This is a genomic window from Mariniflexile sp. HMF6888 (assembly GCF_044335535.1).
Lineage (GTDB): Bacteria > Bacteroidota > Bacteroidia > Flavobacteriales > Flavobacteriaceae > Mariniflexile.
Genome location: NZ_JBIQVZ010000001.1, coordinates 21,651 through 35,200, shown reverse-complemented (window position 1 = coordinate 35,200; position 13,550 = coordinate 21,651). Strand labels below are relative to the sequence as shown.

The window sequence follows — 13,550 nt, the reverse complement described above, 5'->3', positions numbered from 1 at the left end:
TTTTACCGCAAATTCGCAAATTATTTTTCCATTTAATGAAAAAATAATTTGCGAATTTGCGGTTATTTTATTTTCGTATTACTTTCACAACCCCATTATTACTTAATTTAATAATTGACGATGGTTTTGCGCATATTTTTTCGTGGTGCAAATTTACAACATAGTCTACACCTTTTAAAACCTCTTGAGTTATTTCTTTAAACGAATTTGGAGTAGGGTAGCCACTAATATTTGCCGATGTTGAAACAATAGCACCATTTAACCTTCTTGAAAGTTGAAAGCAAAATTCATCATCAGGAATTCTTATAGCAATGGTGCCGTCTTCTGTTATTAAATTAGAAGCTAAATTTTGCGCGTCATCATAAATAATAGTGGTTGGTTTGTCGGTAACATCAATAATATTTAAAGCAACTTCTGGCACTTTCTTTACATATTTTTTAAGCATTCTGTCATCAGCAACCAAACATATTAAAGCTTTACTGTCTTCACGTTGTTTTAGGGCGTATACTTTTTTTACAGCCTCGGGATTTGTAGCATCGCAACCAATGCCCCAAACGGTATCGGTTGGGTAGAGGATAATGCCACCATTTTTTAGAACTTCTAAGGCTTTATTTATTTCGGATTGCATGAAAAAGATAATGAATTAAATAGTCCGCTAAAATAGCAATACTTTTTTATGTTATGAAAACATCATAGAAAACTATATATTTGAATTTTTAATATTTTTATGAGGGTTTTACATGTATCTGGAGCAAGTGTTTGGGGAGGAAATGAACAACAGTTATTTGATTTGATGGATGGCTTGCAAAAATTGCAGATAGAGAATATACTCTTTTGTTTTAAAGATTCGCCAGTAGAGCTTAAAGCAAAGCAAAATAATATTAATTATTATAGTATTTATAAAGTAAAAAGCCATTCATTAAAATATGCTAAAAATTTAAGGGCGTGCATAAAAACGTATAAACCAGATGTAATACATCTACACACTAGTAATACGTTAACGGCTTTTGTTATAGCGGATGTTCTTTTTAAACTAAAAACTCCCACTGTTTTTTCTAAAAAAGCAATAAGCGCAGCGTCAAGTGGATTAAGCACTTTTAAATATAACTATAAAAACATAAATCAGATTATTTGTGTTTCTAAAGCAGTGGAGGATGCTTTTAAAAACGTTCTTAAATCAAAAAATCATCAAAAATTATGTGTGGTGTTTGATGGTATTAATATAATGGATAGAGAAAATAAGACCCCCATTTTATTAAAAGAGAAATATTCTATACCAACATCCCGTATTTTAATAGGAAATATAGCCAATCATACTAATGCTAAGGATTTGGTTACATTAGTTAAAACGGCAAATGAATTAATAAATAATTTAGAAGTTAAAAATGTGCATTTTCTTCAAATAGGAAAAGAAGGTAAACAGACGTCAAGTTTTATGCCTTTGATAAAAGAATATAATTTAGAATCCTATTTTACTGTTACAGGTTTTCTAGAAGATGCTATGGATTTACTACCTCAATTTGATGTTTTTTTAATGACCTCTGAACGCGAAGGAGGTCCCACTTCTATATTAGATGCTATGTATAGAAAAATTCCAGTGGTTACAACTAAAGTAGGACTAACAACTGAGGCTATAACTCATCAGAAAAATGGCATATTGTGTGATATTAAAGACTATAAAAGTTTAGCTTTTAATTTGAAAGAATTAATATTAGATAAAGACAAACAAACCCAATTTGCAGAATTATCATATGAAATTTTGATTAATAAATTTACCGCAAAGCAATTAGCTGAAAATACATTGTTGGTTTACAATAATGTCATTAAATAATTAATATCAATTTGTAGATAAGCGATACAAATGAATAATTACAATGAAAAAAAATAAAGAAGTACATCAGCTTTTTAAAGATGACGAAGCATTACTTAAAACGATTATAAAAAATTTTGATTCAAATGGAGAAGTTTTTGGGAATCAAGACCGTAATTCATTAAAACTATTTCAATTTAAGGATATGACAGTAAATGTCAAATCTTTTAAAATCCCCAATATTATTAATCAAGTAGCTTATAAATTTTTTAGAAAAAGTAAAGCACGACGCTCTTATGAATATGCCAATAAACTCATGGAATTAGGAGTTGGTACCCCACAACCAATAGCTTATTATGAGTTTACTACGCCTTTTTTATTTAAAAAGAGTTATTATATAAGTGAACATTTAGATTGTGATTTAACGTATAGGGAATTAACGACAGATTTAGACTATCCTAACCACGAAAATATATTACGTTGTTTTACCAGATTTACTTTTGAGTTACACGAGAAAGGGATTCATTTTTTAGACCATTCACCCGGTAACACTTTAATTAAAAAAAATGGAAACTCATACGCCTTTTATTTGGTAGATTTAAACCGCATGAATTTTGGTAAATTAGATTTTGAAACCAGAATAAAAAATTTTTCAAGGCTTACGATTCATAAATCGATGATAGAGGTAATGAGCGATGAATATGCAAAATGTTCAGGTGAAGATTACAGCAAAATATTCAATTTAATGTGGAGTGAAACAGAGGCTTTTCAGGAGAAATTCCACAGAAAAAAACGATTGAAAAAGAAATTAAAAATCAAGAAATAATCTTAGAGGCTGTCTAAAAATTTAGTTTCCAAAGCCTATAAAGCTTCACATACTTTAAAAATGTCACATTGTAGGTTTGTACGCAAATAACGAATCCGTTTAGACCATCTAAAAACCCCAATCTTAAAAAATATGATTTAAAAAAGGCCCATGCAGGTCTATAAATTATTTTCCAGATAGACGATTTTTTTCCTAGTTCATAATAAGATCTTGCGGCAATGGTCGAGAAGCGCTCTATTTTTAGATTGTGATCGGAATAATCGCGGTAAATCCAATGCAATAAATCCCCTTTTAGTTTGCCTGCTTTAAGCCCTTTTTTTAATTTATAGGAATCATGTGGGTTTATGCCTTTCCATTCACCACTTTCTTTTTTAAATAATCGCAATTTTTTATCAGGATACCAATCGGAATGTTTTATCCACTGTCCACAATAATTGTTTAATCGGTTGCAATAATAGCCATCAAACAGCCAATTGGATTTAATATTTAAAATATTGGTTTTTAATGTTTCAGAAAGAGCTTCATCACCATCAAGTGACAAAATATAATTATTATTGGCTAAAGAAACAGCATAATTTTTTTGTTCTATATAGCCTTCAAATGGATGTTGAATAAAAGTAACATTAAAAGATTTGCAGATTTCTGGTGTCCTATCGGTCGAGAATGAATCGACTACAATAATCTCATCTGCTATATGGGCTAGTGAGCTTAAACATTTTTCTAAATGTTCTTCTTCATTGTATGTTATTATAACAGCAGAAAGTTTAATCATTATAAGTTGTTTTTTTATTCACAGTTTGTGTCTTTTATTGACTTTTAATGGTGTAATGATTATTAAAACTTTTTAGTGTAAAATACCCCAAACGTTTTCTGATTTTATATTTACGGAGTAAGTTAAGCGGTTTATTTTTTAGGTAACTCTTATCTTTATGTAAAAATGAAATACAAGCCTCAACTACACGTTTGCTTGATTTACCATCAAAGTAAGGATGTAGGTTGTTGATATATGCTTCTATTTTTCCCAACAACTCTTTTGAAGGGTTTAAGGCTGTTTTAAAAGCAGGTTCAATAGCGTTTGCATCATCAATATCTATTAAAAAATCCTCATGTACTTTATGTTTGAAAGTAACAATAGGTTTTTTTAGAAGAACAAATTCTTGAATTGCCGAGGTCGTATCGGCAAAAAGAATATCGGCTTTAAAAAACAATGGAATCAAATCGACCGTATCAAAAAAAGTAAAATTCTCATTCGTTAACGATTGCCATTTTTTGATAATATCGATTGGCAATTTGGGATGTAGCACCATAATAAATTTATAGGTCTTTAAATTTGATAACCTTTTGATTTCATTAAAAACAGCATCGTTATATGCCAAACTCAAACGCTCAGTAAACGTTGAAGCAATCATTATGGTTGGAAGTTGGGGGGAGGTAGTTTGTGATACGTTGTCCATATCTTTTTTCAATAGAAACATAGGGTCTACCTTGCTCCACCCTGTTTCAACAACCTCAAAATGTTTTAATTTTTTTGAAAGTCGGGTAAATTGACCAGTAGTGCTTGGACCTTGTGTACAATACAAATCGAAGAACCCCCGAATTCTAAAATGATAGAACCCACCATTTTTTAAGGGTCTTTTTTTTGCAAAAAAACCATGGAATATCTGCACTTTTAAACCCGTTATAAAATCGGGAACATCGTCTGTAGCTGCTAAAACAATGTCTGGTTTATAGGTCACAACATCTTGAATAGTATCAAGTAAATTGGTTTTGTGTTTTAAAGCTTTTTTGCCATTGTCCAAATCACTAAACCATTTTACAGTATCCCCACGATTAACAATTTCTTGCTCCAAAGGATTCCCAATGGGCACTGCATAACTGTACGAGATGTAAATTAAAAATTTATAAGACATCATTTATGTATTTTAAAAAAGCAGTTAATTTAGGTTTTATATACTCGGGGTTGAATTTTAAATAATACGATTCAGGATGTTTTTTTGCAACTTTTAAGCTGTTTTTAGAAGACACTATATAATCATTTAGATGTACGGAAACATGAGTTTTTCCATCTTCAAACATATTCCAATTTTCTTTTTTCAGCCATGGAGAAAAAATAGTAAATGTAGGTATGTCTAAAGCCTTTGCCATGTTTATAGCTCCTCCTTCATTACCTATTAATGCGGTGCAATGTTTTGTGATTGCTAAAAACATTCTCAAATTTTCACCAAAAACATCAAAGTAAATATGATTTTGAGTAGTCTCTTTACAGAGGTTATAAACTGTTTTTGCTTCGTTAACCTGTGTAGGGATATAATTAAATAGAATCTGGCCTTGTGTTTGCAAAACAATAGCATCAATCAATTGTGCCATATAGGGCAAAGGATAGGTTTTATTACTGCCACTTCCCAAAACGCTAATCATAAATAGCGGTTTAGAAACATCTATTTGATGTTGTTGCAAAAATGTTTTAGAGGTTTCAATTTCTTGTTGTGTTAAATATATTTTGGGTTTAATTATTTTGTTCTCAATTCCTAAAGGTTGTAGTAACCTTAACCTATTTTCAATGGCTAAACTTGCATTAGTTTTAGGGATTTTAGCATATTTAATGGCGTAATTGTAGATAAAATAGGTGTAAGGTTTATACTTTGATATTTTAATTTTTGCTCCAGAAAAAAAAGTGATGATATTACTAGGTGTTTTAGAATACACATCGATAATGACATCATACTTTTCTTTACGAATATTTTTTACAAATTTAATAAAAGCGCTTAGGCTGGATTCAATTTTTGGAGTATAATATAAAAACTTGGAGATATTGGGATTTTGTTCAACAACAGAAAATGTATGCGAATTGATAACATAATGCAAACTAGCATCAGGATATTTGGCTTTCAATGCTTCAAACAGAATACTGCTTGTTAGCACATCGCCTATCATTTTCTGTTGTATGATTAGTATTTTCATTTTTAAACTGCCACATCATTTTCACGAAGCGCATTGTTTAGAGATGTTTTCTTATCGGTACTTTCTTTACGCTTTCCAATAATTAAAGCACAAGGCACCTGATATTCGCCCGCAGCAAATTTTTTGGTATAGCTTCCAGGAATTACTACCGAACGTGCTGGCACGCGGCCTTTCATTTCAATAGGGGTTTCACCTGTAACGTCAATTATTTTTGTACTCATGGTTAATACCACGTTAGCACCTAAAACAGCTTCAGTTTCAACACGCACGCCTTCAACAACGATGCATCTAGATCCAACAAACACATTATCTTCAATAATTACCGGAGCTGCTTGTAATGGTTCTAAAACACCACCAATGCCAACACCGCCTGATAAGTGTACATTTTTGCCAATTTGAGCACAACTTCCAACAGTAGCCCATGTATCAACCATAGTGCCTTCATCTACATAAGCACCAATATTTACGTAACTTGGCATTAAAATAGTACCAGCAGAAATGTAAGCACCATGTCTTGCAACAGCATGAGGCACTACACGAATACCTTTTTCGGCATAGCCTTTCTTTAATGGAATTTTATCGTGAAATTCTAATGGGCCACATTCAATGGTCTCCATTTTCTGAATAGGAAAATATAAAACAACGGCTTTTTTAACCCATTCATTCACTTGCCATCCGCCTTCAATAGGTTCGGCAACTCTTAATTCACCTTTATCTAATAAATCGATTACCTGTCTAATGGCAGATATTGTTTTGTCTTCTTTTAAAAGGTCTCTATGGTCCCAAGCTTGTTCTATGGTTTGTCTTAATTCGGTCATTTGTATTTTAATTTTTGGCAAATATAGTAGGTATCTACCAAAAAACAGGAACGAAATACTTTTTAATATGGATTTTGAAAGTCATTAAATGATGTCGTTAATCGACAGTTTTTAAAAAATCGCTAGCTTATTTTTCCTTTCAAAGAAAAAAATAATCCGATGAAATACATTTTAGGTGTATTTGGTCTTTCAAAACAAGCGTTTCATCTGTTTGTCGATAAAAAATAGTCACTCCACTACTAATCGAAAATACAGGCGCATATAACTAATTTATTGTGTACAGGCAATCATGTGCCTATATATTTGTCTCATCAAACAACAACAAACAACATGAAAACAAACGTTTACATATTATTAATTTTCTTATTAGCTTTTTCTTTTGGAAATGCACAAAGCATTACTGAGGTTGTAAAAGTTGAAACTAATAATACTGTTTCTGTCTCTGAAAATGATAAACAAGTTATTGTTGAAAACACAGTTAACATTGTAAACGAAAACGAAGTGATTTTAATTGATGCTTCTGAAGTAAAAGAATCGATCGCTCGTAGTAGCAGTGATATTAGACTTTACTTCAACCGTTTAAGAAACATAGATAATTTAAACTTGTTATTTCCTAAAATATATAAAGCAGCAAAGGCTTAACATCAAACAAAAGTTCATATTCAAAATATTACATAAGGTTAAATTATAAAAAGGCTTTCTTTAAAAGAGAGCCTTTTTGCTTTTATACCAATTTATTACGGTAAATTCAAATAGTAAATGGTATTATTACTTTATTTTTGCCTTAAAGAAATGATATGGCTCGCATTTTAGCAATCGATTATGGTATGAAACGCACCGGTTTAGCAGTAACCGATGCATTACAAATTATAGCTTCTGGACTTACCACAGTTAACACCAACGAGTTGTTTTCTTTTTTAAAGGATTATACAAGCAAAGAACCAGTTGAATTATTTATAGTTGGAGAACCTAAACAAATGGATAATACGGCATCAGAAAGCGAAACGTTAATTGTACCATTTTTGAAGAAATTAGAACAGCAATTTCCCAATATACCGATACAACGAGTTGATGAACGCTTTACATCTAAAATGGCGTTTCAAACGATGATAGATAGTGGCTTAAAAAAAAATCAACGAAAAAACAAAGCCTTGGTTGATGAAATTAGTGCCACACTTATTCTGCAAAGCTATTTGTATTCTAAGTAATTTGAATTTTCAAAAGAATTTATTACTTATTAATACAATCAATAAATTATAAGTATTGTATTTTTGCAAACAATAACAGAAATTACAACCATGATTTTACCCATTGTAGCCTATGGCGACCCTGTTTTGAAAAAGGTAGGAGTTGATATAAATAAAGAATATCCAAATTTGGATACTCTATTAGAAAATATGTTCGAAACCATGTACAATGCTAATGGCGTTGGTTTAGCGGCACCTCAGATAGGATTGTCCATTCGATTGTTTATTGTGGATACCACGCCATTTTCAGATGATGAAGAATTAACCCAAGAAGAACAAAAAGCACTAGACGGATTTAAACGCGTCTTTATTAATGCCAAAATTATAAAAGAAGAAGGTGATGAGTGGGCATTCAACGAAGGCTGTTTAAGCATTCCAGATGTTCGAGAAGATGTTTTTAGAAAACCAAAAATAACTATTGAATATCTTGATGAAAATTTTAAACCGCATACCAAAGTTTTTGATGGATTAATTGCAAGGGTAATTCAACACGAGTATGACCACATCGAAGGCGTGCTGTTTACAGATAAACTATCAAGTTTAAAAAAGCGTTTAATAAAAGGAAGACTTGTCAATATATCCAAAGGCAAGATAGATGTAGAATATCGCATGCGTTTTCCAGACCAAAAAAAGAAACGATAATATTTGCAAGACATCAATAAACAGTTGATATTTGCCTTTTTCAAAAAATAATTTATGAGTTTAGAAAAAGTTTTAGCTATAGCAGGGAAGCCCGGATTATACAAATTAATAGCACAAACTCGTGGTGGTTTTGTAGCAGAGTCTTTAATTGATAAAAAACGTTTGTCGGTTAATGTACAGCAAAATGTAAGCGTTTTAAGTGAAATAGCGATCTATACTTTAAGTGAAGAAGTGCCTTTGAAGGACGTGTTTAAAAACATTAAGAAAAAGGAAAATGGGGGGCAAACTTCGGTTAAAGCTAAAGACAGTAAAGATATATTAGAAGAGTACTTTTTTGAAGTTTTACCAGATTACGATGAAGACCGTGTATATGTTAGCGATATTAAAAAGGTAATCCAATGGTATAACTTATTACAGGAACACAATATGTTGGATTTAGAAGAAGATTCTAAAGCTAAAAAAGATACAGTTAAAGATGAAGAAGAATAAGAGACTGTTTAAATTTTGTTTTTGGAATGTTTTATAGAGTATTTTTTTGTCAGACAGGGACGAGCGTATAAAAAAGGTCTGGGGAGACCTTTTTAGCGAAGGAGGCAGGCTGCCGCGAGGGAGAGATATAGCCATAGCTATGGACCGAAGAATAGCTGAAGTATGGCGGAAAAAGGCACATAAAAGAGCTAAAGGATAAAACTTAAACAGTCTCTAAAAAACTTTCTTTGTTTTTTGTTAGATATCAGGCATAGTTTCGACATAGGAATTATGCCTTTTTTAATTGATATGATGAACTTGCCCAAACCAAAAATTAAGAACATTGTTTTTTTACTTGTTATAGCGATTTTAATTATACCCCAAACAAGAAAACCCATTCAGGTTTTGTTACATAAAGCCATCTCATTTATTAAACCAGTAAGTGTAAATGGAGAAAAACTAACTAAAATATCGGATTATAATTGGAAATTAATAGATAAAGACAAAGCAATTTTTAATTTTGAAAATACTAAAGGAAAGGTTGTTTTAATTAATTTTTGGGCAACTTGGTGTCCGCCATGTATTGCTGAAATGCCAAGTATGCAAACACTTTATAATGATTATAATGATAAGATAGTGTTCCTTTTTGTTACGAACGACTGGTTTAGCGAGGTTGATCCGTTTTTAGAAAAAAACAATTATACATTTAAAGTGTATAGACCAGCAGAAGCATATCCTGATTTTTTTAATATTTCAACCATTCCGAGAACATTTTTAATAGACAAGGAAGGGAATGTTGTAATTGATGAAAGTGGTGCTGCTAACTGGAACAGTAGTAAAATAAGAACCACGATTGATGGTTTATTAAAATAGAAGTGGTTTAAACTTTTTCGATTGAAGCAGGACGGAGCGTGAAAAAATAACCCAGTGGGTTATTTTAGCGAACGAGCCAGCCAGCGCAATGGCAATTTTGTCCAATCGAAGCCTTTTTAGAATTGTATAGCATTGCTACGGAAAGAAAAAAAGACATGACAGAACGTTAAGGAGGCTGTCTAAAAAGTCCTTTAAGTTTAATTTGTCAGGAGCTTGTCGAAATCGATATTGATTACCAGTAAGTTAAAATATTTCGACAAGTTCCAATATGACATAGAACTAGACTTTTTAGACAGCCTCTAGTCAATGGACTGGGAGGCGCCTAGAGAAAAAAGGGCGATTTTTTAGCCAATTGGAAAAAGTTTAAACCACTTCATAATCGCCACTATTTATTTTCAATAGATTTTACCACAAAAAGATTTAAAAGGATAAGTGTAAAAGCATATATTGTGTCTTCAATAGGAATGGTAAATAATCGGATATTCAAATTTTCGGAATTATTATACCAAACCACCTCATTTTCAATAAAACTTCCTGTTAAAATTCCATTCACAATAAAAAAGGGAATAAGCATTACTAAAAAAGTTATTAAGTAAGATTGTAGAAGCTCTGGTTTTTTGATAATTACAATAAGCGTTAAAATTGTAGCTAAAGAAAAGTTAGCAAATGTGTACCATTTGTTATAATTATAGAGTGAAATGATTAGAAAACCAAAAATCAATACATAGCTTATTAATTTAGTAATACCGTTTGATAGTTTTAAATTAGTGAAGTAATGTAATAATGCATAGTGTGTAAAAACACAGGCATAAGGAATACATATAAAAAACAGCCATTCTTCGATAGGCAAGTTAACTAATTTTATGCCTAAAAAATAATTTGGATTAAATCCCCAAATGCCATGCTGGGTGAAAAACATATCCCAAGGAATAAAAATGAGCATACTTATTAAAATACCGATTCCTAAAGCTTTCCAATGATTGTAGAATTTTAATTTAGGGTGAAAGCTATAAATAAAGGGAACAGATAAAGAACCTAAATTTAAAAAAAGATACAAATAAGTCATTCACTACTTTTTAAAGTATTTAAAAGGGACAAATAACATCCCAAAACATTCACCTTTTTCTTTGTTAATATGCTTGTGGTGTATTTTGTGCGCGCGTCTTACACCTTTGGCATACCAATTATTGACATTTCTAAATAGTTTAAAACGTTGGTGTATAAAAATATCGTGTACCAAAAAATAAGATAAACCATACGCAAAAATACCAGCACCAATAGGTAAACCAGCCCAGAAAATATGATACTTCCACAATAAAAAGCAACCAATACTCACAACAGCATAAAAAACAAAAAAGACATCGTTACGCTCAAACCAACTATCGTGGTCTTTTTTATGGTGATCTTTATGCAAACTCCATAAAAAACCATGCATCACATATTTATGGGTAAACCACGCCATAAATTCCATAAAGCAATAAGTTGCTAAAAAAATAAGAGTCCAAAGTACTGTTTGCATACTATAAATTTACATTAAGTTTAATTGATACTTGACATAGCTTCTCATTAAGAGCTCTACTTTTTTTGGATTTGAAACGCGTATTCTAGCATTTCTTATTTGTAGAGCGGGGGTTTTTTTTAGTTTTTTTAATAATTGCTTGTAGTATCTATAAGCCATAAAAACGCCAAATTTAGCTTCTATGGGTAGCTTTTTAATACCACTCAATCCTTTTTCAAAATCACTTACAATGTCATTAATAATGTATTGTTTTGAAGTTTCATCTAAATTATTTAAATCCACATTTGGAAAATAACTTCTGTTTAATCCATCAAAATCGGCTTTTAAATCCCTTAAAAAATTTACTTTTTGAAATGCAGACCCCAATGCCATGGCAGTATCTTTTAGGTCGTTGTATTTATCGTTGTCGCCTTTTACAAAGACTCTTAAGCACATAAGCCCAACGACATCGGCAGAACCGTAAATATAATTTTTGTATTCTTCGTTTGTTAAGTATGTGGTTTTGTGTAAATCTAAACGCATACTATGCATAAAGGCATCGACTAGTTTTTTGTCAATGTTATATTTATGAAATGTATATTGAAATGAATTTAAAATAGGATTTAAACTAATTTTATCTTTTAAAGCAAGTTCTAAATCTTCAGAAAATCTATTGAATAAAACTTCTTTGTTGTAATCGTGGAATGAATCAACAATTTCATCGGCAAGTCTTACAAAGCCATAAATGTTATAAATATCATTTCTTATAGATTTATATAACAGGTTGGTAGCTAAGGAAAACGATGTGCTATACGTTTTTGTTATGTTTTTACTACAATTATACGAAACGGTGTCAAAAAGTGATTTCATATGTAATAATTATTGTTTTTTAAAGGTCGTATGGTATCGTTTTATACGTATTTGTAGTTAAACGATTTTATGGTTAATGGTGTTTTATAACTAAATCTGCTACTAGTTTTCCTGAAATCAAGGATGGTGGAACACCTGGACCGGGAACGGTTAATTGCCCCGTAAAAAATAAATTCTTCACTTTTTTACTTTTTAATTTGGGTCTTAAAAACGCTGTTTGAGTAAGTGTGTTGGCCATTCCATAGGCATTTCCTTTGTATGAATTGTAATCTTTTGTAAAATCGTTAATACAAAAGCTTTCCTTAAATATCACTTGATTTTTTAAACTTTGAGACGTTAAATTTTCAAAGCGGGCTATAATTTTGTCGAAATAGATTTCACGTAACTCTGGAGTGTCTTCCAAACCTGGTGCAAGCGGAATTAAAAAGATACCTGCCTCTTTTCCTTTTGGAGCTACACTATCATCTGTTTTGCTTGGGAAACTGGCATAAAACAATGGGTTTTCTGGCCATTTTGGGTTATCGTAAATAGCCTCTGCATGTATATCAAAATCAACATCAAAAAATAAGGTATGATGATTTACATTGGTAAGTTTCTTATCAAAACCTACATAAAAAAGTAGAGAAGATGGCGCAAAGGTTTTTTTGCTCCAATAGGCTTCGGTGTATTGTCTGTATGGTTTATCCAGTAAGGTTTCTGTGTGGTGATAATCGGCACCGCTCACTATAATATCGCTTTTGTATGTTGTTCCGTTGGAAATAATTCCAATTGCTTTGCCATTATCTACGATGATTTTATCGACAGAACTTTCAGTTTTTATAGTAACACCAAGTTCCTTTGCCAACGTTTCAATGGCTAAAATAACTTGATACATGCCTTTTTTAGGGTGAAATGTGCCGAGACCAAAATCGGCATAATTCATAAAGCTATAAAATGAAGGGGTGTTGCTTGGTTTTGCACCTAAAAATAGTACTGGAAACTCAAGAATTTTAACTAACCTTTCATTTTTAAACTCTTTTCTAACATCTTTTTTTATAGTGCTGAAAAACTGATTTAACTTAGTAATGGTTTTAGGCGTAACCAATTCTAAAGGAGAAACGCCAGGGTTGTACACTAAATCTTTAATAGCTATGTCGTAATTGCTTTTTGCTTTTTGAATAAAGGTGTCCAGTTTTTTAGAGCTACCAGTTTCTTCTTTTTCAAAAGCAATTTTTATCTTTTCTAAAGTATCTTCAATGGTAATAAAATCATCCTTACCAAAATAGACGCTATAAGCAGGATTTAATTTTACTAATGAATAATAATCTGAAGGTTTTTTGTTGAAGTCTGAAAAAAAGCGCTCAAAAACATCGGGCATCCAATACCATGTTGGGCCTATATCAAAAACAAACCCCTCTTTTTTTAGTTGTCTTGCCCGACCACCAACAGTGTGGTTTTTTTCAAAAATGGTAACATCATAGCCAGCTTTAGCTAAGTAACATGATGCAGCTAAAGATGAAAACCCCGAACCTATTATAAAAACTGATTTTCTCATTTT

16 protein-coding genes are annotated in these 13,550 nt (G+C 31.4%); 7 read left to right on the top strand and 9 right to left on the bottom strand.

Going from position 1 to position 13,550, the window contains the following annotated elements:
• Positions 1-67: 67 nt before the first annotated feature.
• Positions 68-628, bottom strand: a complete 561-nt coding sequence (locus tag ACGLWY_RS00195; RefSeq protein ID WP_396617674.1) for an L-threonylcarbamoyladenylate synthase — start codon at positions 626-628, stop codon at positions 68-70.
• A 99-nt stretch (positions 629-727) separates the two neighbouring features.
• Here ACGLWY_RS00195 and ACGLWY_RS00190 point away from each other — a divergent pair, with 99 nt between their 5' ends.
• Both ACGLWY_RS00190 and ACGLWY_RS00185 read left to right on the top strand, forming a co-directional pair.
• Complete coding sequence (locus tag ACGLWY_RS00190; RefSeq protein ID WP_396617673.1) at positions 728-1,831, top strand: glycosyltransferase family 4 protein; 1,104 nt, start codon at positions 728-730, stop codon at positions 1,829-1,831.
• Between the two features lie 43 nt (positions 1,832-1,874).
• A complete protein-coding gene (locus ACGLWY_RS00185; protein WP_396617672.1) occupies positions 1,875-2,636 on the top strand; it encodes a lipopolysaccharide kinase InaA family protein in 762 nt (253 codons plus the stop codon).
• A gap of 13 nt (positions 2,637-2,649) precedes the next feature.
• Here the strand turns inward: ACGLWY_RS00185 and ACGLWY_RS00180 are convergent, their stop codons facing one another.
• From ACGLWY_RS00180 to ACGLWY_RS00165, 4 genes are read right to left on the bottom strand one after another with little or no spacing between them, the layout of a single operon-like run.
• Positions 2,650-3,408: a glycosyltransferase family 2 protein gene (locus tag ACGLWY_RS00180; RefSeq protein WP_396617671.1), complete on the bottom strand. Its 759-nt coding sequence runs from the start codon at positions 3,406-3,408 to the stop codon at positions 2,650-2,652.
• Positions 3,409-3,442: 34 nt separating this feature from the next.
• Positions 3,443-4,549, bottom strand: a complete 1,107-nt coding sequence (locus ACGLWY_RS00175) for a CDP-glycerol glycerophosphotransferase family protein (RefSeq protein WP_396617670.1) — start codon at positions 4,547-4,549, stop codon at positions 3,443-3,445.
• A complete protein-coding gene (locus tag ACGLWY_RS00170; protein WP_396617669.1) occupies positions 4,536-5,597 on the bottom strand; it encodes a glycosyltransferase family 9 protein in 1,062 nt (353 codons plus the stop codon). The genes ACGLWY_RS00175 and ACGLWY_RS00170 overlap by 14 nt, the downstream gene beginning before the upstream one ends.
• A 2-nt stretch (positions 5,598-5,599) precedes the next feature.
• Entirely contained in the window at positions 5,600-6,415 is an 816-nt protein-coding gene (locus ACGLWY_RS00165) for a 2,3,4,5-tetrahydropyridine-2,6-dicarboxylate N-succinyltransferase (protein ID WP_396617668.1), read from the bottom strand.
• A 330-nt stretch (positions 6,416-6,745) separates the two neighbouring features.
• On the opposite strand from ACGLWY_RS00165, the gene ACGLWY_RS00160 reads away from it, so the two are divergent.
• The 5 genes from ACGLWY_RS00160 to ACGLWY_RS00140 all read left to right on the top strand — a co-directional run bounded on the left by ACGLWY_RS00160 (position 6,746) and on the right by ACGLWY_RS00140 (position 9,645).
• Positions 6,746-7,057, top strand: coding sequence for a hypothetical protein (locus ACGLWY_RS00160; RefSeq protein WP_396617667.1), 312 nt, complete (start codon positions 6,746-6,748; stop codon positions 7,055-7,057).
• A 155-nt stretch (positions 7,058-7,212) separates the two neighbouring features.
• Positions 7,213-7,623 (top strand): Holliday junction resolvase RuvX, encoded by a 411-nt coding sequence (ruvX, locus tag ACGLWY_RS00155; RefSeq protein WP_396617666.1) that lies wholly within the window; start codon positions 7,213-7,215, stop codon positions 7,621-7,623.
• Positions 7,624-7,713: 90 nt separating this feature from the next.
• Positions 7,714-8,304 carry a peptide deformylase gene (def, locus tag ACGLWY_RS00150; RefSeq protein WP_396618611.1) on the top strand — a complete coding sequence of 197 codons (591 nt, stop codon included), beginning with the start codon at positions 7,714-7,716 and terminating at the stop codon, positions 8,302-8,304.
• A gap of 54 nt (positions 8,305-8,358) precedes the next feature.
• A complete protein-coding gene (locus tag ACGLWY_RS00145; RefSeq protein ID WP_396617665.1) occupies positions 8,359-8,793 on the top strand; it encodes a DUF5606 domain-containing protein in 435 nt (144 codons plus the stop codon).
• A gap of 270 nt (positions 8,794-9,063) precedes the next feature.
• The gene (locus tag ACGLWY_RS00140) at positions 9,064-9,645 is read left to right on the top strand and encodes a TlpA family protein disulfide reductase (RefSeq protein ID WP_396617664.1); all 582 of its coding nucleotides are present in this window, start codon (positions 9,064-9,066) and stop codon (positions 9,643-9,645) included.
• 385 nt (positions 9,646-10,030) lie between these two features.
• Here ACGLWY_RS00140 and ACGLWY_RS00135 read toward each other — a convergent pair whose 3' ends face one another.
• From ACGLWY_RS00135 to ACGLWY_RS00120, 4 genes are all read right to left on the bottom strand, one after another.
• Complete coding sequence (locus ACGLWY_RS00135) at positions 10,031-10,711, bottom strand: lycopene cyclase domain-containing protein (RefSeq protein WP_396617663.1); 681 nt, start codon at positions 10,709-10,711, stop codon at positions 10,031-10,033.
• 3 nt (positions 10,712-10,714) lie between these two features.
• The gene (locus tag ACGLWY_RS00130; protein WP_396617662.1) at positions 10,715-11,164 is read right to left on the bottom strand and encodes a beta-carotene hydroxylase; all 450 of its coding nucleotides are present in this window, start codon (positions 11,162-11,164) and stop codon (positions 10,715-10,717) included.
• A 9-nt stretch (positions 11,165-11,173) separates the two neighbouring features.
• Positions 11,174-12,013 (bottom strand): phytoene/squalene synthase family protein, encoded by an 840-nt coding sequence (locus tag ACGLWY_RS00125; RefSeq protein WP_396617661.1) that lies wholly within the window; start codon positions 12,011-12,013, stop codon positions 11,174-11,176.
• Between the two features lie 73 nt (positions 12,014-12,086).
• Complete coding sequence (locus ACGLWY_RS00120) at positions 12,087-13,547, bottom strand: phytoene desaturase family protein (protein WP_396617660.1); 1,461 nt, start codon at positions 13,545-13,547, stop codon at positions 12,087-12,089.
• Positions 13,548-13,550 lie beyond the last annotated feature (3 nt).

Excerpts from the sequence above, each read along its gene's own strand:
- ACGLWY_RS00195 (WP_396617674.1), bottom strand. The coding sequence starts at position 628 with ATGCAATCCGAAATAAATAAAGCCTTAGAAGTTCTAAAAAATGGTGGC.
- ACGLWY_RS00190 (WP_396617673.1), top strand. The coding sequence starts at position 728 with ATGAGGGTTTTACATGTATCTGGAGCAAGTGTTTGGGGAGGAAATGAA.
- ACGLWY_RS00185 (WP_396617672.1), top strand. The coding sequence starts at position 1,875 with ATGAAAAAAAATAAAGAAGTACATCAGCTTTTTAAAGATGACGAAGCA.
- ACGLWY_RS00180 (WP_396617671.1), bottom strand. The coding sequence starts at position 3,408 with ATGATTAAACTTTCTGCTGTTATAATAACATACAATGAAGAAGAACAT.
- ACGLWY_RS00175 (WP_396617670.1), bottom strand. The coding sequence starts at position 4,549 with ATGATGTCTTATAAATTTTTAATTTACATCTCGTACAGTTATGCAGTG.
- ACGLWY_RS00170 (WP_396617669.1), bottom strand. The coding sequence starts at position 5,597 with ATGAAAATACTAATCATACAACAGAAAATGATAGGCGATGTGCTAACA.
- ACGLWY_RS00165 (WP_396617668.1), bottom strand. The coding sequence starts at position 6,415 with ATGACCGAATTAAGACAAACCATAGAACAAGCTTGGGACCATAGAGAC.
- ACGLWY_RS00160 (WP_396617667.1), top strand. The coding sequence starts at position 6,746 with ATGAAAACAAACGTTTACATATTATTAATTTTCTTATTAGCTTTTTCT.
- ruvX (WP_396617666.1), top strand. The coding sequence starts at position 7,213 with ATGGCTCGCATTTTAGCAATCGATTATGGTATGAAACGCACCGGTTTA.
- def (WP_396618611.1), top strand. The coding sequence starts at position 7,714 with ATGATTTTACCCATTGTAGCCTATGGCGACCCTGTTTTGAAAAAGGTA.
- ACGLWY_RS00145 (WP_396617665.1), top strand. The coding sequence starts at position 8,359 with ATGAGTTTAGAAAAAGTTTTAGCTATAGCAGGGAAGCCCGGATTATAC.
- ACGLWY_RS00140 (WP_396617664.1), top strand. The coding sequence starts at position 9,064 with ATGCCTTTTTTAATTGATATGATGAACTTGCCCAAACCAAAAATTAAG.
- ACGLWY_RS00135 (WP_396617663.1), bottom strand. The coding sequence starts at position 10,711 with ATGACTTATTTGTATCTTTTTTTAAATTTAGGTTCTTTATCTGTTCCC.
- ACGLWY_RS00130 (WP_396617662.1), bottom strand. The coding sequence starts at position 11,164 with ATGCAAACAGTACTTTGGACTCTTATTTTTTTAGCAACTTATTGCTTT.
- ACGLWY_RS00125 (WP_396617661.1), bottom strand. The coding sequence starts at position 12,013 with ATGAAATCACTTTTTGACACCGTTTCGTATAATTGTAGTAAAAACATA.
- ACGLWY_RS00120 (WP_396617660.1), bottom strand. The coding sequence starts at position 13,547 with ATGAGAAAATCAGTTTTTATAATAGGTTCGGGGTTTTCATCTTTAGCT.